19 protein-coding genes are annotated in these 22742 nt (G+C 62.6%); 10 read left to right on the forward strand and 9 right to left on the reverse strand.

Going from position 1 to position 22742, the window contains the following annotated elements:
* Positions 1–180: 180 nt before the first annotated feature.
* Together J7347_RS07470 and J7347_RS07475 are read left to right on the forward strand one after the other, a co-directional pair.
* Entirely contained in the window at positions 181–972 is a 792-nt protein-coding gene (locus tag J7347_RS07470) for a metallophosphoesterase (protein WP_067678266.1), read from the forward strand.
* Positions 973–977: 5 nt separating this feature from the next.
* Complete coding sequence (locus J7347_RS07475) at positions 978–2288, forward strand: UDP-glucose/GDP-mannose dehydrogenase family protein (protein ID WP_209161525.1); 1311 nt, start codon at positions 978–980, stop codon at positions 2286–2288.
* Positions 2289–2322: 34 nt separating this feature from the next.
* Here the strand turns inward: J7347_RS07475 and J7347_RS07480 are convergent, their stop codons facing one another.
* A complete protein-coding gene (locus J7347_RS07480) occupies positions 2323–3600 on the reverse strand; it encodes an amidohydrolase family protein (RefSeq protein ID WP_245173897.1) in 1278 nt (425 codons plus the stop codon).
* A 139-nt stretch (positions 3601–3739) separates the two neighbouring features.
* Between J7347_RS07480 and J7347_RS07485 the strand changes: the two genes are divergently transcribed.
* Positions 3740–5794: a S9 family peptidase gene (locus J7347_RS07485; RefSeq protein WP_209161526.1), complete on the forward strand. Its 2055-nt coding sequence runs from the start codon at positions 3740–3742 to the stop codon at positions 5792–5794.
* Positions 5795–5847: 53 nt separating this feature from the next.
* Here J7347_RS07485 and J7347_RS07490 read toward each other — a convergent pair whose 3' ends face one another.
* Positions 5848–6741 (reverse strand): MipA/OmpV family protein, encoded by an 894-nt coding sequence (locus J7347_RS07490; RefSeq protein WP_067678206.1) that lies wholly within the window; start codon positions 6739–6741, stop codon positions 5848–5850.
* 123 nt (positions 6742–6864) lie between these two features.
* Between J7347_RS07490 and crtY the strand changes: the two genes are divergently transcribed.
* Genes crtY through J7347_RS07520 form a run of 6 tightly spaced genes read left to right on the forward strand, consistent with a single transcriptional unit; the run spans position 6865 to position 13585 of the window.
* Positions 6865–8055 (forward strand): lycopene beta-cyclase CrtY, encoded by a 1191-nt coding sequence (crtY, locus tag J7347_RS07495; protein ID WP_209161527.1) that lies wholly within the window; start codon positions 6865–6867, stop codon positions 8053–8055.
* On the forward strand, positions 8052–9587 hold the full coding sequence (locus J7347_RS07500; RefSeq protein ID WP_209161528.1) for a phytoene desaturase: 1536 nt from the start codon (positions 8052–8054) through the stop codon (positions 9585–9587). The genes crtY and J7347_RS07500 overlap by 4 nt, the downstream gene beginning before the upstream one ends.
* Before the next feature lie 55 nt (positions 9588–9642).
* Positions 9643–10065, forward strand: coding sequence for a DUF559 domain-containing protein (locus tag J7347_RS07505; RefSeq protein WP_209161529.1), 423 nt, complete (start codon positions 9643–9645; stop codon positions 10063–10065).
* A complete protein-coding gene (locus J7347_RS07510) occupies positions 10062–10649 on the forward strand; it encodes a TIGR00730 family Rossman fold protein (RefSeq protein ID WP_209161530.1) in 588 nt (195 codons plus the stop codon). Before J7347_RS07505 ends, J7347_RS07510 begins: the two co-directional genes overlap by 4 nt.
* A 32-nt stretch (positions 10650–10681) precedes the next feature.
* The gene (locus J7347_RS07515; protein ID WP_209161531.1) at positions 10682–11668 is read left to right on the forward strand and encodes a phytoene/squalene synthase family protein; all 987 of its coding nucleotides are present in this window, start codon (positions 10682–10684) and stop codon (positions 11666–11668) included.
* Between the two features lie 48 nt (positions 11669–11716).
* Positions 11717–13585, forward strand: a complete 1869-nt coding sequence (locus J7347_RS07520; RefSeq protein ID WP_067678191.1) for an acetyl/propionyl/methylcrotonyl-CoA carboxylase subunit alpha — start codon at positions 11717–11719, stop codon at positions 13583–13585.
* 5 nt (positions 13586–13590) lie between these two features.
* On the opposite strand, the gene J7347_RS07525 is transcribed toward J7347_RS07520, so the two are convergent.
* Complete coding sequence (locus tag J7347_RS07525) at positions 13591–14856, reverse strand: multidrug effflux MFS transporter (protein WP_067678188.1); 1266 nt, start codon at positions 14854–14856, stop codon at positions 13591–13593.
* 65 nt (positions 14857–14921) lie between these two features.
* On the opposite strand from J7347_RS07525, the gene dinB reads away from it, so the two are divergent.
* Positions 14922–16058 (forward strand): DNA polymerase IV, encoded by a 1137-nt coding sequence (dinB, locus tag J7347_RS07530; protein ID WP_209161532.1) that lies wholly within the window; start codon positions 14922–14924, stop codon positions 16056–16058.
* A gap of 4 nt (positions 16059–16062) precedes the next feature.
* Here the strand turns inward: dinB and J7347_RS07535 are convergent, their stop codons facing one another.
* From J7347_RS07535 to J7347_RS07560, 6 genes are all read right to left on the reverse strand, one after another.
* Positions 16063–16536 (reverse strand): NUDIX domain-containing protein, encoded by a 474-nt coding sequence (locus tag J7347_RS07535; RefSeq protein ID WP_209161533.1) that lies wholly within the window; start codon positions 16534–16536, stop codon positions 16063–16065.
* Positions 16536–17153 carry a 6-phosphogluconolactonase gene (locus J7347_RS07540; RefSeq protein ID WP_209161534.1) on the reverse strand — a complete coding sequence of 206 codons (618 nt, stop codon included), beginning with the start codon at positions 17151–17153 and terminating at the stop codon, positions 16536–16538. The genes J7347_RS07535 and J7347_RS07540 overlap by 1 nt, the downstream gene beginning before the upstream one ends.
* 48 nt (positions 17154–17201) lie before the next feature.
* Positions 17202–17663 carry a DNA starvation/stationary phase protection protein gene (locus J7347_RS07545; protein ID WP_067678258.1) on the reverse strand — a complete coding sequence of 154 codons (462 nt, stop codon included), beginning with the start codon at positions 17661–17663 and terminating at the stop codon, positions 17202–17204.
* Between the two features lie 102 nt (positions 17664–17765).
* On the reverse strand, positions 17766–18335 hold the full coding sequence (locus J7347_RS07550; protein ID WP_067678176.1) for a hypothetical protein: 570 nt from the start codon (positions 18333–18335) through the stop codon (positions 17766–17768).
* Positions 18336–18593: 258 nt separating this feature from the next.
* Positions 18594–20360, reverse strand: coding sequence for a GGDEF domain-containing phosphodiesterase (locus tag J7347_RS07555; protein WP_209161535.1), 1767 nt, complete (start codon positions 20358–20360; stop codon positions 18594–18596).
* 355 nt (positions 20361–20715) lie between these two features.
* A complete protein-coding gene (locus J7347_RS07560) occupies positions 20716–22113 on the reverse strand; it encodes a sugar transferase (RefSeq protein WP_209161536.1) in 1398 nt (465 codons plus the stop codon).
* Between the last annotated feature and the right edge of the window lie 629 nt (positions 22114–22742).

A 22742-nucleotide genomic window follows, 5' to 3' on the forward strand; every position in this document is an offset into this window, starting at 1 on the left:
CTTGTTTCATCAAATTGGGGTCAGGCGCAAGTTTCGATCCACAGCTTTTCGCACTTGCAACAAATTGCGTGGCAAATCTGCAACTAACCGATGGGGCAGAGGGGCGCGATGGCGGTTGCCGTGCCACGCGCCCTCCCCTATGTGCCTTGCGCCGGGCTCCAGGGTCGCCACATGCCAGCCATGATAAAAGCTCTCAGCAAGATTTTCCGCTCAGACAAGGCTGTCAAGCCGCTCCCCTCCGTGCCCGAGGGCGAGCGTTATTACGTGATCGGCGATATCCACGGTCGCTGCGACCTGTTCGAAGCGCTGGTGCAGGCGATCGAGCACGATGAAAAGGACTGCGAGGGCACCAGCACCATCATCCTCCTCGGCGACCTCGTCGATCGCGGGCCCGACAGCGCGGGCGTGATCGCCATCGCGCGCGCGCTCGAAAACCAGCGCCCGATGCGGTTCCTCGCGGGCAATCACGAGGAAATGTTTCTCGAAAGCTTCGAGGATCGCAAGGTTTTGCGCCATTTCGTCAAGCATGGCGGGCGCGAGACGATCATGAGCTACGGCCTCACGCGCAAACAGTACGACGCGCTGGAACTCGCCGAATTGCAGGACGAGATGCGGCGTCTGGTCCCGCAGGAGCACCGCGATTTCCTCGCAGGCTTCGAGGACATGGTCGTGATTGGCGATTTCGTCTTCGTCCATGCGGGCATCGATCCCGCGCGCCCGATCGAGGACCAGTCCGGCAAGGATCTGCGCTGGATACGCGAGCGCTTCCTCAACAATGTCGGCCCGCTCAGCCATGTGGTGGTGCACGGCCACACAATTTTCGAAGACGTGCAGGACAAGGGGCACCGCATCGGGATCGATACGGGCGCCTTCCGCACCGGCATCTTGACCGCGCTCGTCCTTGAGGGCACCCAGCGTCGCTATATCCAGGCCGTCGAGCGTGACGGTACGATAACCATCCAGGACGGGTAGACGACATGAAAATAGCAATGGTCGGTTCGGGTTATGTCGGGCTGGTATCGGGGGCCTGCTTTGCCGATTTCGGCCACGAGGTCGTCTGCATCGACAAGGACCAGTCGAAGATCGACCGCCTCCATGACGGGATCATGCCGATCTACGAGCCCGGGCTCGATCAATTGGTGGCGAAAAATGTCGAGGCCGGACGGCTCACCTTCACCACCGATCTGGCCGAGGGGATCGGGGGCGCTTCCGCGATCTTCATCGCGGTCGGCACGCCGAGCCGCCGGGGCGATGGACATGCCGACCTCTCCTTCGTCTATGCCGTCGCCGAAGAGATCGGGGCGAACCTGTCTAACGATGCGGTGATCGTCACCAAGTCGACCGTTCCGGTCGGCACGGGCGACGAAGTCGAACGCATTCTCAGGGATAGCGGCGTACAGCACCGCTTCGCCGTCGTCTCAAATCCGGAATTCCTGCGCGAAGGCGCCGCGATCGGCGATTTCAAGCGGCCCGACCGGATCGTGATCGGGGCCGAGGACGATTTCGGGCGCGACGTGATGCGCGAGGTCTATCGCCCCCTCTTCCTCAACGAATCGCCCATTCTGTTCACCGGCCGCCGGACCAGCGAGCTGATCAAATACGCCGCCAACGCCTATCTCGCGACCAAGATCACCTTCATCAACGAGATGGCGGATCTGTGTGAGAAGGTGGGCGCGAACGTTCAGGACGTGTCTCGCGGTATCGGGATGGACAACCGGATCGGGTCCAAATTCCTCCACGCCGGACCGGGCTATGGCGGATCGTGCTTCCCCAAGGATACGCTGGCCCTGCTCAAGACGGCGGAAGATTACGACAGCCCGACGCGGATCGTGGAGGCGGTGGTCAAGGTCAACGACACTCGCAAGCGCGCCATGGGCCGCAAGGTTCTGGACGCCATCGGCGGGCATGACGGCGCGCGGGGCAAGAAGGTCGCGCTGCTGGGTCTGACCTTCAAACCCAACACCGACGACATGCGCGATTCGCCTGCCATCGCGGTGGCGCAAACGCTGACCGATGCGGGCGTGGACGTGGCGGCCTACGATCCGGAAGGCATGGAGCTGGCAAAGCCCCTGATGCCCGACGTCACCATGTGCGCCGATCCCTACGAAGCGATCGAGAATGCGGACGCGGTCGCCATCGTCACCGAGTGGGATGCCTTCCGCGCGCTGGACCTCGACCGGGTCAAATCGCTCGCCAAGGCGGCGGTCATGGTGGATCTGCGCAATATCTACCGCCCCGACGACATGCGCGAGCGCGGCTTCGCCTACACCAGCATCGGGCGGGAATAACCCAGTCCGAGAGGGCGAAGGCGGCGGGCCGCGATCAGTCGATCACGCGCCCGCGCACCATCACCCAGTCGACGTCTTCCAGCACGGTCACATCGGCGAGCGGATCGCCGTCCACCGCGATGATGTCCGCCGAATAGCCGGGCGCGAGCCGCCCGATCTCGTTTTCCATTTCCAGCACGCGCGCCGCCATGGTCGTCGCGCTCGCCAGCGCTTCGCGGTCCGTCATGCCCTGCGCGCGCATCAGGGCGAACTCGCCTGCATTGCGGCCATGTTCGAACACGCCCGCGTCGGTTCCGAAGGCGATCGGCACGCCCCAATTGCGCGCCTTGCCCATGAAGGTCTGCGCCACATCGGCGACTTCGCGGATCTTGTTTTCGACCACCGGGGTGTAGATTCCCTGGCCCAATCGTTCGGTCACGCCCTTGAACGCCATCAGCGTCGGGATCAGCACCGTGCCGTTCTTCACCATCTCGCGCGCCGCCGCCTCGTCGAGATAGGTGCCGTGCTCGATCGTATCGATACCCGCCCGGCTCGCCGCCTCGATCCCGCGCGCGCCGTGCGCGTGGGCCATCACCTTGAGGCCGAGGGAATGCGCGGTGTCGGCGATGCTCTTCATCTCGCTATCGGTGAAATGCGCTTCCAGCCCGCGTCCCTGCTGGCTGAGGACGCCGCCGGTCGCGGTGATCTTGATCGTATCCGCTCCATTCTGGCTGGCGCGGCGCACCTTCGCCGCGCATTCGACCGCGCCGGTGCAGCTGTAACCGCTCGACAGGATCTCGTTGATCTCCGGCAGGAAGCCGGTGACGTCGCCATGTCCGCCGATAATGGCGAGCGGCGGCCCGGCAGCCACGATGCGCGGGCCCGCGATCAGTCCTTCTTCCGTCCCGCGCCGCAGAGCAAAGGCCGTCTGCTGCGCGCTGCCCGCTTCGCGCACGGTGGTGAAACCGGCCAGCGCGGTCAGGCGCGCATTCTTGGCGCCGACCACCACGCCCCATTCGGCGGGCTCGACCGCTTCCTTCCAGAAATCGCCGCCCGGATCGCCCGTCAGGTGGACATGCAGATCGATAAGGCCGGGCAACACCGTCTTGCCCGGCAATTGCACCAGCGTCGCGCCATCGGGGGCCGCCTGCCACCCGTCTGCGATCGAGACGATGCGCCCGTCCGTAACGGTGATCGTCGATTGACCGAGCGGCGGCGCATCGGGCGCGACGATCACGCGTTCGGCCTGGATCACGGTTGTATCGGCCAAGGCCGGGGCCGCGATCATGGCGAGCGCGGTGGCGGACATGAAACGGGCGATGGATCTGGTCATGCGGTCTCTCCCTCTTGAGCGAGGCTTGTGCCGCGATGGACGGTGCCGGGCAAGCGCCGGTTTGCCATCGGGAGCGGCATCGGTATGAAGGGCGGCAATGATTTCAACGGAAACCGGAACAAAGAGGATCGCCACACCGATGAACCGCAAGCTCGTTTTCGCCAGCCTGTTCGCCAGCGCATCGCTGATTGCCGGGGCAGCAAACGCCCGCCCGATGACACCCGAAGACGTCGCCAAGCTGGAAAGCGTGGGCACCATCGCGGTTTCGCCCGATGGGCGCCGGATCGCCTACACCACCGCCAGCCTGCCCGATGTGACGTCGGGCGAAGCGAATGGGACGACGCAGCAGCAATTGAAGCTTGCCACCGGGCCCGAGATGGCGCGCACCTTTCTGCCCGACGATGTCAGCGTGGGCGGCGTGGAATTTTCGCCCGATGGCCGCATGATCAGCTTCCTTTGGACCAAGGATGGCGAGAAACGCGCGGTCTGGGGCATTCCGGTCGATGGCGGGGCGCAGCGCAAGCTCGCAGAGGTGGATGGCGTCGGCGTGTCGAGCTACGCCTGGTCGCCCGATGGCTCGATGATCCACATGCTGACCGCCGCCGCCGAGGATACCGAGCGGGCGTCGCAGAACAAGGCCGGTTTCAACGCCATCGTCTATGAGGAAGAGGCGCGGCTCAACCGCCTGTTCTCTGCCCGCGTGGGCGAAGAGATCGACGAGAACCCGCGCGCCGTCACCATCCCCGGCTATGTCAGCGCGTTCCATGTCGCGCCCGATGGCCGCATGGCCGTGGTCGAAAGCGCACCGACCCCGCAAATCGACGATGCCTATACCTCGAAGCGCGCGCATATCATCGACCTTGTGACCGGCGAGATCACGCGCGTGGTCGAAACGCCGGGCAAGCTCGGCGATATCGAGATTTCTCCCGACGGCCGCCAGCTTTCGATGATCGCGGGCGTGGACGTGAACGATCCTGCGGACACGACTCTGCATCTGGTCGACGTTTCGACCGGCCAGTACCGCGCACTCAATGCCGGCATGCCCGAAGCGGCGGTGGATGCCGAATGGCTGGCGGACGGACGCCTTGCCGCCGTGATCCACAAGGGCGCGCAATCCGCGCTGCGTCTCTACAACAACGATGGCAGCGTTGCGGGCGAATATCCCGGCGGCGAGCTGATCCTGACCGCTGTCGAGGCAAATGGCGGCACCATCGCGGTGGAAGCCAACGCCCCGCGCCACCCGACCGAATTGTTCACCTGGAACGATGGCGGCTTCACCCGCTGGACCACGCACAATCCCTGGCTGTCCGAAATCGATTTCGGCAATCAGCGCACGGTGACCTACACCGCGCGCGACGGTCAGGCGGTCGAAGGCGTGCTGATCGAACCCGTCGGCGGGGCGCCGCGCGGTGGCGCGCCGCTGATCCTCAACGTCCATGGCGGGCCGGAAGCGCATGAGAGCAATGGCTGGCAGACCGCCTACAGCAAGCCGGGCCAGGTCGCCGCGGGCGAAGGCTATGCCGTGTTCCTGCCGAATTATCGCGGATCGACCGGCTACGGCACGGCGTTCTCGAAGCAGCATCAGGGCCGGTACACCGATCCCGAATTCACCGATCTGGTCGATGCCAAGCGCGCGCTGGTCGCCGAAGGGATCGCCGATCCGGACCGCGTCGGTGTGACCGGCGGCTCCTATGGCGGCTATGCCACCGGCTGGTCCGCCACCGCGCTCAGCGACGAGTTCGTGGCGGGCGTCATGTTCGTCGGCATCTCGAACCAGATCAGCAAGTTCGGCACGACCGACATTCCGTACGAAATGTACAATGCCCACAGCCTCGCCTGGCCGTGGGACGATTGGCAGAAGATGCTGGAAGTCAGCCCGATCTACCACGTGGACAAGGCGAACACGCCGCTTCTGATCATGCATGGTGCGGAAGACCCGCGCGTGGCGCCGAGCCAGAGCTACGAGCTCTATCGTTCGATCAAGGTCAGAAAGCCCGACGTGCCGGTGCGTCTGGTGCTGTATCCGGGCGAAGGCCACGGCAATTCGCGCGCTGCGGCCCGCTACGATTACAATCTGCGGATGATGGACTGGTTCGACACCTATCTGAAGACCGGCGACCGCGACGCGGAAATGCCCGGCCCCCGGCCCGCCCTGGCCGAAGGGACGGTCGGCACCGGATCGGGCGAAGACTGATACGAAAAGGGCGGCCCCGGGGCCGCCCTTTTTTATTGCCGTAGGATCGGCGCCTAGAAGGTGTAACCGATCCCGATCGCCGCGAACCATTGATCGGCATCGCCGCGGATCGACGTGAAGGGGGTGTCCTCTGCATCGCCCAGCAAGTGCGAATAGCCGCCGATCCCGATCAGCGACACGCCCCCATCGGCGAGATTGCCGCCGAGATCGTAAGCCACCAGAAGATTGGTGCCGACCTTTTCGAACCCGCCTTCGGCCTGGAAACCGGGCAGTTGCGCGCCCACCGGGAGGTTCGGGTTGCCGGGCGCGACCGAATAGTAATAATCGGCGTAATCGTCGTCGATATAGGTCGCGCTGGCGGACAGCGAGACCGCGATAGCCTGGCTGAGCGGGGTGAAATACGCAACGCTCGGCGAAATCTTCATCCCGTCATGCGCGCCCGCGACATCCCACAGCGCATCGACGTTGAAGCTCAGGCTGTCATAGGGATTGAGCACGGCGGGAAAGGACAGCCCCACGGTCGGCCCCACTTCGATCGCAGTGTCGAGCTCGCCATAGGCGGCAACGACGTCGTCCTCGATATCGTCGATATCGCTGCGATCGGTGTTGATGCTTCCGGCGATGCCGAGCGAAAAGTTCGGCCCGCCGTCCATCTCCGCGTTTAGGAAGTTCAGCGCGACGCCGCTGGGGCGCGGATCGATGTCGATCCCGCGATAGGATCCCTGCACGACGGGAAACACGAAGGTGACGTAATCGTCCGACCCCGAATAGCTGGCGGCATAGCCCACGCCGACGCCGACGCTGAGATAGTCGCCGTCGAAGACCGTTTCTTCCGGTCCTTCTGCAGTGACGCCGGGCTCGCCCTGGTCCTGTGCGCTGGCCGGAGCAGCCAGAGTGGAGGCGATGGCGAAGGCCGCCACGCCGGTGAAGAATTTCGTAACTGTCATGATCGATCCCTCGGTCTGTCTTGTGCGCGTAACGGATTGCCGCGCGTCTCGTTCCTGTCGGCTGGATGAATATCTTGCCTGCGCGATTGCTGCCCCGGCGCGTTGCGCCTACCGGATAGGGCGATGAGCGCATCTGCGATCGACCTCGCCATCGTGGGCGGCGGGCTGGCCGGTGGCCTCACCGCGCTGGCCGTCCATCGAAAATATCCCGAACTGGATGTCGCCCTGATCGAAGCGGGCGACAGCTATGGCGGCAATCACCGCTGGAGCTGGTTCGAAAGCGATTGCGGCCCAAAAGGCGATGCGCTGCTCGGATCGTTCGAGGCCAAGCGGTGGACCGGCGGAAACGAGGTCAGGTTCCCGCGCCATAAGCGCCGTCTCTCGGCCGATTACCGTTCGCTCGACAGCCGGGATTTCGACGCAGGGCTTCGCCGGTGCCTCCCCCAAAGCGCGCTTCATCTGAATGCGCGCGTGACGGCGCTGGCGCCGGACAAGGTCACGCTGGCAGACGGGCGCTCGATCGCGGCGCGCCGAATTCTCGATTGCCGCGATGCAGCCCCCTCTCCCCATCTCACCGGCGGATGGCAGGTCTTTCTCGGCCAGCATCGCCGGATGGACGCACCGCATGGCGTGACCCGGCCGGTCATCATGGACGCGACCGTCGATCAGATCGGCGGCTATCGCTTCCTGTATCTCCTGCCTTTGAGCGAGACCGACCTCTTCCTCGAAGACACCTATTACCAGGACCGCGCCGAATTGGACGCGCCGGCCTTGCGCGAGCGGATCGAGAGCTATTGCGCCGAACGCGGCTGGCAGGGCGATCTCGTGCACGAGGAGACCGGCCTTCTTCCCGTCATCACCGGTGGCGATTTCGACGCGCATCGCGAAGGCCTGGAACAGCCGGGGATCGCTTTGGCAGGAGCGCGCGGCGGTTTCGTTCACCCGCTCACCAGCTACACCGTGCCGATCGCGGTCCGCACCGCGCTCGCCGTGGCCGATGCGGTCGGCGGGATGGATGGGCCGGACCTCGCCGGTTTCGTCGCCGCGCGCGCGCGCGACCATTGGCGCTCGACCGGCTATTACCGCCTGCTCGGCAAGATGCTGTTCGATGCCGCCGATCCTTCGGAACGCTATCGCATCTTCGAACGCTTCTACACTCTGCCGGAACCGCTGATCGAGCGGTTCTACGCCGCCAAATCCTCCCCGCTCGACAAGCTTCGCATCCTGTCGGGCAAACCGCCGGTTCCCATCCGTAGCGCAGTGGCCGCCCTGCTTGGCAAAGGCGCCCCACTCGTCCAAGGTGACAAATCATGAACGCCCCCATAATCGAGACCGCTCGCCCCTCCTCGTCCGTCACGCCCACCGGCAAGACCGCCTGCGTCGTCGGCGCGGGATTCGGCGGGCTTGCGCTGGCGATCCGCCTGCAATCGGCGGGTATCGCCACCACGGTGATCGAGGGCCGCGACAAGCCGGGCGGCCGGGCTTACGTGTGGGAGCGTGACGGCTTCACCTTCGATGGCGGACCGACCGTCATCACCGATCCGGCCTGCCTTCAGGAACTATGGGCACTGTCCGGCCACGACATGGCCGAGGATATCGAGCTCGTGCCCGTAATGCCGTTCTATCGCCTGCAATGGCCGGACGGGACGCTGTTCGATTATTCGAACGACGAGGACAATCTGTTCGACGAGATTGCCAAGATCAATCCCGCCGACGTCGCGGGATATCAGCGCTTCCTCGAATACAGCGCAGGCGTGTACGAGGAAGGCTACGTCAAGCTGGGCCATGTCCCCTTCCTCGATTTCAAATCCATGCTGAAGGCCGCGCCCGCTCTCGCGAAAAAGCAGGCCTGGCGCAGCGTCTATTCGATGGTCTCGCATTTCATCGAGGACGAGAAGCTGCGCGAAGCGTTCAGCTTCCACACGCTGCTGGTCGGCGGCAATCCGATGAAGACCAGCGCGATCTACGCCCTGATCCACAAGCTGGAAAAGGATGGCGGCGTATGGTGGGCCAAGGGCGGCACCAATCGATTGATCGCCGCCATGGTGACGCATTTCGAAAGACTGGGCGGCACCGTCCGGCTCGACGATCCGGTAGAACGCGTCCACACGCTCGGCACCCGCGCGACCGAGGTGGAGACGAAATCGGGCTTCAAGCAGCGGTTCGACGCGGTCGCCAGCAATGCCGACATCATGCACAGCTACAAGGACCTTCTCGGCCAGTCCAAGCGCGGCAAGGATTATTCGAAGAGCCTGTCGCGCAAGAGCTTTTCGCCCAGCCTATTCGTGGTGCATTTCGGCCTGGAAGGCACCTGGCCGGGCATTCCGCACCACATGATCCTGTTCGGCCCGCGCTATAAGGGCCTGCTTGACGACATTTACGGCGGCGGCGTGTTGCCGGCCGATTTCTCGATCTATCTCCACCACCCCAGCGTGACCGATCCCGCCATGGCGCCCGAAGGGATGAGCACGTTCTATGCGCTGGTTCCGGTCGCCCATATGGGCAAGCTGGCGGTCGATTGGGAAGAAATGGGCAAGCAGCTCGAAAAGCGCGTGCTCGACGAGATCGGCAAGCGGCTGATCCCCGACATCCATGATCGGATCGTGACCAAGTTCCACTACACCCCGCGCGATTTCGCGACCGATCTGAATGCCCATATGGGCAGCGCCTTCAGCCTCGAACCCGTCCTGACGCAGAGCGCCTGGTTCCGCGGCCACAATCGCGACGACGTGATCGACAATTTCTACCTCGTCGGCGCGGGCACGCATCCGGGCGCCGGCATCCCCGGCGTGGTCGGCAGCGCGAAAGCGACCGCAGGCCTGATGGTGGAGGACTTGGTCGGGTGATCCTCCCCGGAATGGGGAGGGGGACCAGCCGCAGGCTGGTGGAGGGGCACCGGGCATGATTACAGGCCCCCGCCCGACCATAAAACGCGCCCGGAGACTCAGGAGCGAGATGAGCCTGCCCGAGGTGACGCTGTGGAGCGAGCTGCGAAAACGTCCCGGCGGATTTAAATTTCGTCGCCAGCACTCCGCTGGAGACTACGTGCTCGACTTTTATTGCGCGAAGGTGAAGCTGGCGATCGAGATCGACGGTCGTGCGCACGACTGCGCTCCCGCAGCGCTTCGCGATGCCAACCGTTCAGCATTCCTCAAAGCGCGCGGCGTCGCTACGACGCGCGTTCCGGCAAGGGCGGTACTTGAAGATGTCGAGCCGGTCGTTATGCGACTGGTAGAAATCTGCAATTCTCGATCGGAAATATCGATGGTGCCCCTCCACCATGCTGCGCATGGTCCCCCTCCCCGTACCGGGGAGGATTTGTGACTCTTCAACGCCTCGCCATCTATTGCGGCTCCGCCACGCCATCCGATCCGCGTTATATCGAACTCGCCCGCGATGTCGGTGCCACGCTGGCGCAGCGCGGGATCGGGGTCGTCTATGGCGGCGGCAGACTGGGTCTGATGGGCGCGGTCGCCAAGGGCGCGCTCGATCATGGGGGCGAGGTGATCGGCGTGATCCCCGAAGCGCTCGCCAATTCGGAAGTCGCCAATACCGACTGCAGCGAACTCCACACGGTCGGCGGCATGCACGAACGCAAGCAGAAATTCACCGACCTCAGCGACGGGTTCGTCACCATTCCCGGCGGCGTCGGCACGATGGACGAATTGTGGGAAGCGGTCAGCTGGGCGCAATTGGGCTATCACACCAAGCCGGTGGGCCTACTGAACGCCTTCGGGTTCTACGACCATCTGATCGCCTTCAACCGCCATATGGCCGATGTCGGCTTCGTGCGGTCCGCGCATCAGGGGATCATCCTTGCTGCCGACACGTTAGGCAATTTGCTCGACCAAATGGAAAGCTACGAGCCCCATACGCCGATCTTCAACATGAAGGCCTCCGACCTCTGAGCACCGAGCGTCCCCTCGTATCCTCGCGTTTCATGCGGGACACGCCCGTCCAGGCGGGCGGCGGTCGCGATCGTGCGTCCATGGTGGCGCAGGCCAGGCAGGCGATCGAGGAAGGCTCGCAGAGCTTCGCCGCCGCGTCCAAACTGTTCGACCAGAGAACGCGCGAGCGGGCTTGGCTGCTCTATGCCTGGTGCCGCCGGTGCGACGATATCGCGGACAATCAGGACAAGGGCGGCCCGCTGGGCGATCAGGGCGATCTGAAAAGCGCGGAAGATCGCGTGCAGGCGATCCGAGTCCTCACCCGCCGCGCTTTCGCCGAACAGCCGACTGCCGATCCGGCCTTCGACGGCTTCGGCATGGTGGCGGACGAATGCGGACTGACCCCGGATATGGCGAACGATGTCATTTCCGGCTTCGCCCTCGACGCGACCGGATGGGCGCCGTCGAACGAGCGCGACATGCTGCGCTATTGCTATCACGTCGCGGGCGCCGTCGGGGTGATGATGGCCAAGGTGATGGACGTCCCGGAAGACGATGGCGACACGCTCGACCGGGCATGCGACCTCGGCCTTGCTTTTCAGATGGCGAATATCGCGCGCGACATCGTCGAAGATGCCGATGCCGGGCGCTGCTATCTCCCCGCCGAATGGCTGGCGGAAAAGGGCTGGGAACAGGGCGAACACGCGCTGCCGGAAAACCGCTTCGAACTCGCCAGCCTGATGCCGCGCCTGATTGCTCTGATGGAAAAGCACGAGGCGGCGGCGCGTTTGGGCGCGGCACGCCTGCGCTTCCGCCAGCGCTGGGCGGTGTTGGCCGCGGCGAACATTTACGGCGCGATCGGGCGCAAGGTTCTCGATCGCGGGCAACTGGCCTGGGACCGCCGCGTCGTGGTGCCCGGTTACGAGAAAGCGTGGCACGTCCTCACCGCCTTCGGCCAGGCGATCGCCAACCGCTCCGAAGGGCCGGACGAGCCGATTATCTGGACCCGCCACGATTATCGCCCCGTCGCGGGCTGGTAGCTCGCCAGAAGAGTTGGCTTTTGTCCGCATGCGGGCTAGCCGAACGGCATGATCCAAAAGCTTCTGATCGCCAATCGCGGCGAGATCGCCTGCCGTATCATCCGCACCGCGCGGGACATGGGTATCGCCACCGTTGCGGTCTATTCCGATGCCGATGCAAGGGCGTTGCATGTCCGTAGCGCGGACGAAGCCGTGCATATCGGCCCCTCCCCTGCGGCGGAAAGCTATCTCGTCGGCGAAAAGATCATCGCGGCGGCGAAGGATACCGGGGCGCAAGCGATCCATCCGGGTTACGGCTTTCTGAGCGAGAATGCGGGCTTCGCTCAGGCCGTGATCGATGCAGGGCTGATCTGGGTCGGCCCGAAACCGTCGAGCATCGAGGCGATGGGCCTGAAGGACGCGGCCAAGAAGCTGATGCGCGAAGCGGGCGTGCCGGTAACGCCGGGCTATGACGGCGAAGACCAGAGCCCCGAGCGATTGAAGAAAGAGGCCGACGCGATCGGCTATCCCGTGCTGATCAAGGCGGTCGCGGGCGGCGGCGGCAAGGGGATGCGCAAAGTCGACGAGGCGGCGCAGTTCGAGGAGATGCTGCAAAGCTGCAAGCGAGAGGCCAAGGCCAGCTTCTCGAACGACGAGGTGCTGCTCGAAAAGTGGATCACCTCGCCGCGCCATATCGAAGTGCAGATTTTCGGCGATTCCCACGGCAATGTCGTCCACCTGTTCGAACGCGACTGCTCGCTCCAGCGCCGCCACCAGAAGGTGATCGAGGAAGCCCCCGCCCCGGGCATGGATCCGGAAACCCGCGAAGAACTGTGCGCCGCCGCCGTGCGCGCCGCCCAGGCGGTGGATTACGAAGGCGCCGGGACGGTGGAATTCATCGCCGATGCCAGCGAAGGCCTGCGCGCTGACCGCATTTTCTTCATGGAAATGAATACAAGGCTTCAGGTCGAACATCCGGTGACCGAAGAAATCACCGGCGTCGATCTGGTCGAATGGCAGCTGCGCGTCGCGAGCGGCGAAGAAATCCCCCGGACGCAGGACGAGCTGACGATCGAAGGCCACGCCATCGAAGCCCGCCTCTATGCCGAAGATCCTTCGAGCGGCTTCCTTCCCAGCACCGGCCCGCTCGACTGGCTCGATCTGGGCGTGGAAGGCCGGATCGAAACGGGCGTGGAGGAAGGTGACGAGATTTCGCCGCATTACGACCCGATGATCGCCAAGCTGGTCGCCTGGGGCGAGGATCGGGACGACGCGATCGACGCGCTGGTCGAAATGGCCGAAACGGCGGAAGTCTGGCCGGTGCGCACCAATGCCGCCTTCATCGCCAACGCCCTGTCCGATAACGATTTCGTCGCTGAACGCCTCGACACCGGCTTCATCGCCGACAAGGGCGACGCGCTGATCCCCTCGGGCGAGCCCGACGAGGCCGTTTTGCGCGGCGCGGCACGCATCGTTATGGTTTCGAACGACGATCAGCCCGAAGCCCTTGCCGGGTTCCGCCTTAACCGCGCACCGCGCCATGCCGTGGCGCTGTCGCATCGCGGCAAGACTCATCTGGTGGAGCTGGACGACACGCCTTTCGAGCCTTCCTTGACCGGCTTTTCCGACGGCACGCGCATCGTCGTGTTCGACAACGGTCAGGCGTTCGGCTTCGAGACCGAAATTCGCGGGTCCGGCGCGGCCTCCGCCGCCGATGGCGCTATACTGGCCCCGATGCCGGGCAAGGTGATCGCTGTCGATGTGAAGGAAGGCGACAACGTCAAGGCCGGTCAGCGCCTTATGGTCCTCGAAGCGATGAAGATGGAACACGCCCTCACCGCGCCGTTCGACGGAACGGTGAGCGAACTTTCCGCCAGCGAAGGCGGGCAGGTGCAGGTGGAAGCGGTGCTGGCCGTGGTGGAGCCGCTATCCGAATAGAGGGGTCAGTCGGCCTCTGGGCGCGGCGCGCCGAACAATTCGCCTTTTTCGCTGAACAGCACGAAGATCAGGCTGAGCACGGCAGTGATCAAAAGCGCCGTCGCCAGCGGGCGTGCAGTGCCATCGTACATAAATCCGATCAGCGCACCCAGCCCGGCCCCGGTCGTCAACCGCAGGAAGCTCTGCGCCGAGCTGGCTGCCCCGGCGATGTGCTTGAACGGCTCCATCGCGATCGAACCGAAATTCGCGCCGATAAATCCGAGCAGGGCCATATTGGCTGCCATCAGCGGCACGAAGGTCCACAGGCTCTCGTCCGGCTGATTCGCGAACCACAATTGCGCGCCTGCGACGGCGATGAAGACGAACAGCGCCGCATGGCTGACCCGGCGAGCGCCGAAGCGTTCGACGATGCGGCTGTTGGACCAGTTCGCGATCGACATCGCGCCCGCGCACATCGCGAAAATCAGCGGGAAGAGATCGCCCGCATTGAAAGCCTCGCCGATCAATTGCTGCGAGGAATTGATGAAACCGAACAGGCCGCCGAAGACCAGCGCGCTGCCCAGCGTATAGCCGATCGTGGCGCGCAGGGTGAGCGAGTGGCGCATATTGCGCACGATCACGGGCAGGCGGATCGGCACGCGGTCATCCTCGTGCAGCGTTTCCGGCAGCTTGGTATAGACCCATACGGCCATCACCGTGCCCGCCGCCGCCATGGCTGCGAAAATCCAGCGCCAGCTGCCCGCGATCTCCAGAATACCCTGCCCGATCGTCGGCGCGATGGCGGGGACGATCAGGAAGATCACGAAGATCAGGCTCATCATCCGGGCCATCTTGTCCCCGCCGACGCGATCGCGGATGATGGCGGGAGGAAGCGCGATGATGGAGGCTGCGCCGAAACCCTGGATTGCGCGCAAAATGACGAGGGTGGTGAAATCGGTCGCCAGCGAACAGGCTATCGACAGCGCGATATAGATGCCGAGGCCCACGAACAGGACCGGGCGACGCCCATATCGGTCGGCAAAGCTGCCCGGCACCAGTGCGCCGATACCCGCACAGATCAAATAGGCACCGACGACGAATTGCCGGCTATTGCCTTCCGCCCCCAGAGTGCTCGCCAGATTGTCCAGCGCGGGGAGGATGGAATCGATACCGAACGCATTCAGCGCCATCAGCAGCGCCATCATCCATATCAGCGAGCGTTCGCTGATATGGGGACGCCGAGCCGCTTCGGCCCTCGGGCGCTCGCCCGTCGCTAGCTGTTCCGTTCGCATCTGCACAAAGCGTCAGGTGGCGGCTAAGGTTCCGATTTGCAACTCGGCTCGCTATCTATTCCTGCATGGGCGATTGCGGTTCCGACAACGATGATGACGAGGGTGCGCCCGGCAGCGGCCTGCGCAAGATCATCCATGTGGACATGGATGCCTTCTTCGCCAGCGTCGAACAGCGCGACAATCCGGAACTGCGCGGTCGCCCGGTCGCAGTCGGCGGATCGAGCGGGCGCGGCGTGGTCGCCGCCGCCAGTTACGAAGCGCGCAAGTTCGGCGTAAAGAGCGCCATGCCCAGCGTCACGGCGAAACGCCTGTGCCCCGATCTGGTGTTCTGCAAGAGCCGGTTCGACGTCTATCGCGAAGTATCGCAGCAGATCCGGGCCATTTTCCATCACCACACCGATCTGGTCGAACCGCTGAGCCTCGACGAAGCCTATCTCGACGTGACCGAAGATCGGCTGGGGATCGGTACCGCCACGCGCATCGCGCAGATGATCCGGCAGGAAATCCGCGCCAAGACCCAGCTGACCGCGAGCGCGGGGGTCAGCTACAACAAATTCCTCGCAAAACTGGCCAGCGATCAGAACAAGCCCGACGGGATCTGCGTCATCAAACCGGGAATGGGCGCGGATTTCGTACAAAGCCTGCCGATCCGCCGTTTTCATGGTGTCGGTCCTCGGGCGGAAGAAAAGATGCAGCGGCTCGGTATCGCCACCGGCGCGGACCTCGCGGCCAAGGACCAGGCCTGGCTGACGGCGAATTTCGGCAGTTTCGGAGAATATCTCTACCGCGCCGCGCGGGGGATCGACCTGCGCCCCGTCCGCTCAAGCCGGACGCGCAAATCGGTGGGGGGCGAGCGCACCTTCCACGAGGACCAGCACGCGCCCGAGGATTTGCGCGCCACGCTGGAGCGGATCGTCGATATCGTATGGGAGCGGATCGAGCGATCGCAGGCGCGCGGGCGGACCGTGACGCTCAAGCTCAAATACAACGACTTCACGCTCAACACACGGGCGAAATCGGTGCCGCATCTGGTCGGCGACAAGGCGGAATTCGCCGCGATCGGGCGCGAATTGCTGGAAAGCGAATTGCCGCTCCCGCGCCCGATCCGCCTGATGGGCCTCACCCTGTCGTCACTGGAAGGAGTGGAAAAGGGCTCGCGGCGCGAAAAGGCGGCGCGGTCGGCGCAGCTTTCGCTGCTCTAAAGCGTCAGGCGCCGCGGACCATGTTCTTGGGATCCTGAAAAAAGCGCAGCCGCGCGGAGGTGTGCGGGCTCAGCGGTTCAGGCAGCGAATGGGTGGGGAAAAAGCGCGCTTCCACCACTTCGCGCCGGTCTGGCTTGGGCACATCATGCGTGACGCATGTGACGACATTTGCCGTGTGGGGCGATCCGGAGATTTCCTCTTCGAACTGCCCGACCAGGAAGATCCCGTCGCATTCGCAGCCGGTTTCTTCCTTCAATTCGCGCGCCGCAGCCTGTTCGACCGTCTCGCCCTTGCGAATGCCGCCACCGGGAAAATACCACGCGCGCGGACCATAGCTGTGACGGACCAAGAGGACGCGACCGTCGAGATCGCGCGCGATCATCGACACGCCTTCCAGCGGCGTCTTGCGCCAGCGCCGCCACCGGTCCCGCAGCTTGTGCGCAATCCGCAGAAACCGCCGCTGCAGCGCGCCGGACATCAGGTGAAGACCGTGACGGGCTGATGTGCCGCACCGAAAAGGCGGGCGATCGGCAGGTCGTTCTCGCCAGCCAGAGCGGCGTCGAGAACCGGGCGCTTGTCCTCGCCGCGCGCGACCAGCACGATCTCGTCGCTGGCGAGCAGAGCGGGCAGGGTCAGGCTGATCCGGTCGAAGGGCGCTTCGGGCGGCAGCGGATCGGGTGTCAGCCGCACGATCGAGCGATCTTCGTCGATCTGGGGATCGGTATTGGGAAACAGCGAGGCGGTGTGACCGTCCGCGCCCATGCCGATCCAGGCGAGCGCGAAATGCGGGACCTGTTCCATGATGGTCAGCGTCGCGACCTCGGCTCCCACCCGCTCGAACAGGGCACGCAGCTTGCCGGTATTGCTGGCCGCGTGATCTTCGGGAACGACGCGGTCGTCGTTCGGCCAGACCACCAGACGTTCCCATGGCAAGTCGCGCGCGATCAGGGTCTCGATAATCGGAAACGGCGTCGAGCCACCGGGTACGGTGATCGCCACCGGCCCGCCGCGCTCGAACGCCGTTTCAAGTCTGTCCGCAAGCCAGTCGGCTATGGCGTCATCGGTTTTTCCGTTACGGATTGTACGGTCGCTCATAGGACGGCGATACTCGCGATCTCCCCAAGCGCCAACCCGTCTCCGGCCTTATTTCGACGTCTGGTTGAGGAACCAGATCCGCTCTTCGCACTGGTCGGCCCAGTCGTCCACGATGCCGCTGGTCGCATTGTCACCGGCTTCCTCGGCCGCCTCCTTCACCTCTTTCAGGCGCTTGTGGAGCAGCTTGTTGCCATCGCGCAGTTCGATCACCATCGCGTCGGGCGTGATCGTGACATCGTCCTGATCCTCGATCCGCGTCTGCTTCGCGACCGATCCGATCGAGGTCAGCGTGTATTCGTCGTTCTTGCGCACACGCTCGCCGATGTCGTCCACCGTGCCGAGCAATTGGGCGGCCTGCTCGTCGAACAGAAGATGGAGATCGCGGAAACGCGGACCGGCGATATGCCAGTGGAAATTCTTGGTCTTGAGATACAGCGCCAGCGTATCGGCCAGCGCGCCGTTGAGAGCGGTTACGAGAGCGGTCTTCGAGTTGTTGCCAATATCGGCCATCATACATCCTTCATTCAGTCGGTAAGATTGTCGTTTATCCCAACGAGAATGCCGCCAGTATGTTTCAGGCGGTTTGCACATCGCAGTGATCGGCTGGATCGATCACCCGACAATTCCGCGCGCAGTCAGTCCGATCACGATCGCGGCGACTACTATGATCGTCCCTAAAGCCAGGCGCACGGGGCGCAGCGGCAAGCGTTCGAGCGCCGCGCCTAAAGACCAGCCCAGCGCGATCGCGGCCGCCCCGCCCACCGCTCCGCCGACGCCGGTCAAGAGCGGCGCTCCGCTGCTTGCCGCCAAAGCGAAGATGACGAAGCGCGGACCGTCCGAAACCTGGCGAGCGAGCAGAACCAGCGCGATAGCGCCGAGCGAACGGGTCGGTTCGAGCAGGCGTTTCTCGCGATTGGGCCAGAGCAGTTCAAGCCCTGCCAGGCCGAGCGCGAAGGCGACCAGCATCGTTTCCGCCGCATCCGAGATCATCGCGTCCACGACCCCTCCGGCCCACGCCGCCAGCGCCCCGGTCAGGACGGCGCAAGCGATCCCGATCACGAGCAGGGGAAGGCCGCCCCGCTGCGCGCCCGCGGCTCGTATCCGCGCGACGAGCAATTGGTCCCGCCCGCCCAGCGCGGCAATCACGGTCAGAACCAGAGCGATAAAGAAGCTGCCGCTCATGAACTATTTCCATCGCTCCAGCTTGCACGGCTTTCGAAATTGGCTATCGTTGAACTGTAGGAGAACCACGTCGTTACTCCGATCACCAAGGCGATGATCGGCAAGGCAATCAGCAGACCTCTTGTCGATAAAGACACGACCGATACCTTCGCAACTACGTTTCAAGCCAGGCGCAGCATCGTTCCGACACCGTTTTGACGCCGACGATACGGATAGTTTCGCCAAGGCGACAGGCCGATGCCAAGCCGGATAAGACGCTTAAGCGACGGCTGCGCACGCGACCCTATCGAAATAGAATTTTTCGAAATCCTTAGCGCTCATCGGTTTGCCGAATAGAAAACCCTGCACGATCTGGCAGCCCATCGCCTGAAGTTGCTCTGCCTGTTCGAGAGTCTCGACCCCTTCCGCAATCAAACCCACGTCAAGGGTGTCGCTGATGGCTACCATCCCGGCGACGACGGCACGATTATGCGGATCGTCCGCGATATTCTCGACGAACCGGCGGTCGATCTTGAGCTGCGTGATCGGAGCGCGCGTCAAGGTTGCCAGCGAGGCGAAGCCGGTCCCGAAATCGTCGAGGGCGACCCCTACCCCGCAGGCTACGAGATCGTATAAAGGGCCGATGCTCGCCCGGTCGAAATTCAGCGTGATCTTCTCGGTAATTTCGAGCTCGATATCCTGTGGCTCCAGACCATGATGGGCAAGTGTGCGCATCACGTTACCTTTCAGCGAGGGAGCATGGAACTGCGCCGCGAATAGATTGACGCTGATGCGCGGTAATTTCAGTTCGGTCTTGCGCCAGGCAGCCAATTGACGACAGCTTTCGTCCAATACCCATTGCCCGACTTCGAACGCCACCAAGTGGGTTTCCAGCACGGGCATGAATACCGCAGGTTCGATCAGGCCCAATTCCGGATGTCGCCACCGCAAAAGAACTTCCGCTCCCGTCAATTGCCGGGTCGAAAGATCGAATTGCGGTTGAAAGAACAACTCCCATTCGTCGCGCTTGCTTGCCAGGATGAGCGCATCGTTGATCTGACGCCTGGCTGCGATGTCAGCACGCATGGCCTGATCGAAGAGCTTGACCTTGCGGCCTCCGCTTCGTTTTGCCTGAAACATCGCGCGGTCTGCCAGCGCAATCAATTCTTCGGCGTTATCGCTGTCCGTCGGGCCGAACGCGACGCCTATGCTGGCGAATATCTGAAGGCGATGCCCGTCCACGCTGAAGGTCTTGCTGATCCGACGCATCAGGCCATCCACCGTATTTTGGATGTCGGGCAGCGGCGCATCAATCGGCACCGCAATGGCGAACTCGTCTCCGCCCAGACGCCCGATGATCCAAGAGGGGGCCGCGATCGCCTTAAGCCTCAGCGCGAACGATTGCAGCAATGTATCACCGACCGGATGGCCGAGAGAATCATTGATACTTTTGAAATTGTCCAAATCGATCATGAACACGGCGACGCAAGCGCTATCTTCAAGGCTGCGGGCCAGCTCGTGTTCGAAAGCTTTCTGGCCCAACAGCCGCGTGAGCTGATCGTGCGTGGCCCGGTGTTCCAGTTTCGCCTCGGCAGCGCGCCGTTCGGTGATGTCGGTCATGAAGGCGCCGAAATGCATCTCTCCGCCCGAGTCCCAGCATGCAAGCGAAAGTATTATGGGAAATTCCGTTCCGTCGGCTCTGATAGCCATGACTTCGACGGTTTGCCCGATGAGAGAGGAGGAGCCACCACCAGCCACGCGCCGAAGCCCGGCACGATGCGCATCCCGAAACCGCTTCGGAATGATGATCTCCATCGATTTGCCGATTGCTGCGGACGATTGGATCCCGAACATTCGTTCCGCGGCGTAATTCCAGCTCGTTATCTTGCCTTCCGCATCGGACGTAACGATGCCAATGCCGCTGGCCTCTGTGAGTTTCTCATGATCAGCTTGTGAAATCGACCCGCCCTCATTCTTTTTATGGCGGTGTGCTTTACTGTCTCTTCCTTGATAGACCCTGCCGATATACATGAGAAAATTTTCCACTCCGCTCCGAGTCTAAGACGGAGCACACTCTCACATGTTCCTTAAGTTTCTGAAAACAGGCTATAATGCGTATTTAACGAAAGTTGGCGCGTTCCCGCGTATCCGGTGGTGGATGGCAAGCGCTTGGCGGGGCGAGCGGGGATCGACGATGCCTCTAAAAGCGCGTGCTCTTTGCTCGTTTATGCATCGGCTGAAGCGCTCTGCCGGACGCGTCTCTTCCGTCGCTCGAAACGGCGTGATGCGCCTTCCGAGTTCGCGATCTTAAGAAGCGATTACCAAGGATGGAGCGAGAGCGAGAAAATGGACGCACTTGTTCGTCCGAGACTTCTGTATCGATCAGCCTATTTTCGGTTCTCTAGAAGGCGTTACGGTGAACCATGACAGTCGCGGTCCGCAGCATTATGATGAGGTCACGGCTAAGCGACCACCCATCGAGATATTCCAAATCTGCCGATAGCCGATCGGTCAGGTCTTCGTGCTTCGGTGTAGCGCCGCGATAGCCACGAACCTGAGCAAGTCCCGTAATACCCGGTTTCACCGAATGGCGGAGCCAGTATCGCATATCGATTTCCCAGAAAAGCGACGTACCCGCCCGTGATCCGAGCGCGTGCGGACGCGGGCCTACCAGAGACATATCGCCTTGCAGAACATTGAGAAGCTGGGGAAGCTCATCGATACTGGTGGCGCGTATGAAGCGGCCCACGCGGGTAATGCGATCATCATCGCGAGAGGCGGATCGCGTCCCGTCACGATCCGTGGACTCCACATACATGCTACGGAACTTGAAGACATCGAAGAGGCGATTGTGGCGCCCCATCCTTTGCTGTCTGAACAAAATCGGACCGGGACTATCCAACTTGATTGCCAAGGCGACCAGAAAAAACACCGGGCTCAGCAGAACAATGAGCGGGGCGGTGATGGAAAGGTCCAAGACGCGTTTCCCAACGCGCGCAGGCAAGTTCATCGGCCCGATCGAGACCTGCAGGGTCGGCCATGGTTCGAATGGACGTACGCGCCAGCCGACGATATCGAAAAGCTCTGGCATGACGAGCTTACCGTCACAGGCTGCCGATCGGAGATAGAGCGCCCACGCCGAGCGGCGCTCGGTAGGACAGGAAATAACCACCCGATCGTAGGGCGCGACCAGGCCTGAAAAATTGTGCAGACTGACCGGATTTTCCGGATCCGGACGAAAGCCGAAGCGGTCTGCACGAGCGAGGTCCCATCCTTCCGGGACCTGTACGGGCAATCCATCTTCGATAACCAAGCGGCGCTCTAGTCTGATCTTCAGCAGATCATTGGCGATATAGAGAAGCGCAGCTCGACCCGACCAGAGAAAAAACGGAGTTGCGATAGCGATCGTCAAGAAAAGGCTGCGAGACAGAGATGACGAAGTCTTGATCGAGAAGAAAACCAGCAAAACGAGAGCTATCGAGGCGAGCCACGCTTGGGTGATGCGTCCAAGCGACTTGGGAATCGAAACCAAAGAAGAGGACAGATATCCTCCCGCATAAAAAAAGCTAAGCAGAAAGATGCCACCCAATGCGAGCAGCATTGTTGTATCTTCGGACCGGAACATGCCGCCATTCAGAAATAGGTTTGCCGTCAGGAAAGCTGTGCCGAGCATGGCAACATCGACGCCAAGTGCCGCAGTCCAAGCTAAGGCACGCCATGCTCCATTGTTTCGCTGGGGCCCGGAATGCGCGACTACAGCAGGATCAGCGCCACCCCCCATCACTTCCCTGATTTCCATCGGCCACCCTTCTAGTCTTCGAAGTGTCTTCGAATTTACAAATTCTTGAAGGCGACCATCGGATGTTATGTATTTCGACCGCTCGTGACCCGCTTCATAGCGTCCCCGAGCCAACGGGCCGAATCCATTTGTTCTGATTTTAGATGGCTGTCTTAAATCGGGAAGACTTTTGATGCAAATGTTACCTGTCGCCTCCTCTCCAGAAGACGATGGCAAAAAATCGCGTCAGCAACACGCATCCCGCGTGCGAAAGCTCTGGCATAGCCTGAGTTATGCGCAAAATATCAGATCATTTTAATATCTTAGGCGAAAATCAGGAATAGGCCCACTACCACCCCGACAAGGGCTACATACCCCGCAAATCTGGAAACCAGATATTCGGCCCTTTGCCATCTGGGAGCTTCCCAGAGCGGACGCGGCGGCGCCCTCCCCTCGCGGTGGTGAGTTTTTCCATTGATGTACGACACGATTATTCCTCTCTCCGTGCCCCACATATTCAATCTCGACCTGAGAAAGTCAAAGGCGAAAGCGTGAACATCCGGTGCAAAACCCATTACGCTTTCGAGTAAGAAAAGTTTCAGGCTGCGCGATTCGCTGGGATCATCCTACGGGCTAGATCGCAGTTGCGT

Source organism: Erythrobacter sp. A6_0 (genome assembly GCF_017744235.1).
Lineage (GTDB): Bacteria > Pseudomonadota > Alphaproteobacteria > Sphingomonadales > Sphingomonadaceae > Qipengyuania.

Excerpts from the sequence above, each read along its gene's own strand:
- J7347_RS07500 (WP_209161528.1), top strand. The coding sequence starts at position 8,052 with ATGAACGCCCCCATAATCGAGACCGCTCGCCCCTCCTCGTCCGTCACG.
- J7347_RS07490 (WP_067678206.1), bottom strand. The coding sequence starts at position 6,741 with ATGACAGTTACGAAATTCTTCACCGGCGTGGCGGCCTTCGCCATCGCC.
- J7347_RS07540 (WP_209161534.1), bottom strand. The coding sequence starts at position 17,153 with ATGAGCGACCGTACAATCCGTAACGGAAAAACCGATGACGCCATAGCC.
- J7347_RS07535 (WP_209161533.1), bottom strand. The coding sequence starts at position 16,536 with ATGTCCGGCGCGCTGCAGCGGCGGTTTCTGCGGATTGCGCACAAGCTG.
- dinB (WP_209161532.1), top strand. The coding sequence starts at position 14,922 with ATGGGCGATTGCGGTTCCGACAACGATGATGACGAGGGTGCGCCCGGC.
- J7347_RS07470 (WP_067678266.1), top strand. The coding sequence starts at position 181 with ATGATAAAAGCTCTCAGCAAGATTTTCCGCTCAGACAAGGCTGTCAAG.
- J7347_RS07560 (WP_209161536.1), bottom strand. The coding sequence starts at position 22,113 with ATGGAAATCAGGGAAGTGATGGGGGGTGGCGCTGATCCTGCTGTAGTC.
- J7347_RS07480 (WP_245173897.1), bottom strand. The coding sequence starts at position 3,600 with ATGACCAGATCCATCGCCCGTTTCATGTCCGCCACCGCGCTCGCCATG.
- J7347_RS07485 (WP_209161526.1), top strand. The coding sequence starts at position 3,740 with ATGAACCGCAAGCTCGTTTTCGCCAGCCTGTTCGCCAGCGCATCGCTG.
- J7347_RS07520 (WP_067678191.1), top strand. The coding sequence starts at position 11,717 with ATGATCCAAAAGCTTCTGATCGCCAATCGCGGCGAGATCGCCTGCCGT.
- J7347_RS07515 (WP_209161531.1), top strand. The coding sequence starts at position 10,682 with ATGCGGGACACGCCCGTCCAGGCGGGCGGCGGTCGCGATCGTGCGTCC.
- J7347_RS07505 (WP_209161529.1), top strand. The coding sequence starts at position 9,643 with ATGATTACAGGCCCCCGCCCGACCATAAAACGCGCCCGGAGACTCAGG.
- crtY (WP_209161527.1), top strand. The coding sequence starts at position 6,865 with ATGAGCGCATCTGCGATCGACCTCGCCATCGTGGGCGGCGGGCTGGCC.
- J7347_RS07550 (WP_067678176.1), bottom strand. The coding sequence starts at position 18,335 with ATGAGCGGCAGCTTCTTTATCGCTCTGGTTCTGACCGTGATTGCCGCG.
- J7347_RS07545 (WP_067678258.1), bottom strand. The coding sequence starts at position 17,663 with ATGGCCGATATTGGCAACAACTCGAAGACCGCTCTCGTAACCGCTCTC.
- J7347_RS07475 (WP_209161525.1), top strand. The coding sequence starts at position 978 with ATGAAAATAGCAATGGTCGGTTCGGGTTATGTCGGGCTGGTATCGGGG.
- J7347_RS07525 (WP_067678188.1), bottom strand. The coding sequence starts at position 14,856 with ATGCGAACGGAACAGCTAGCGACGGGCGAGCGCCCGAGGGCCGAAGCG.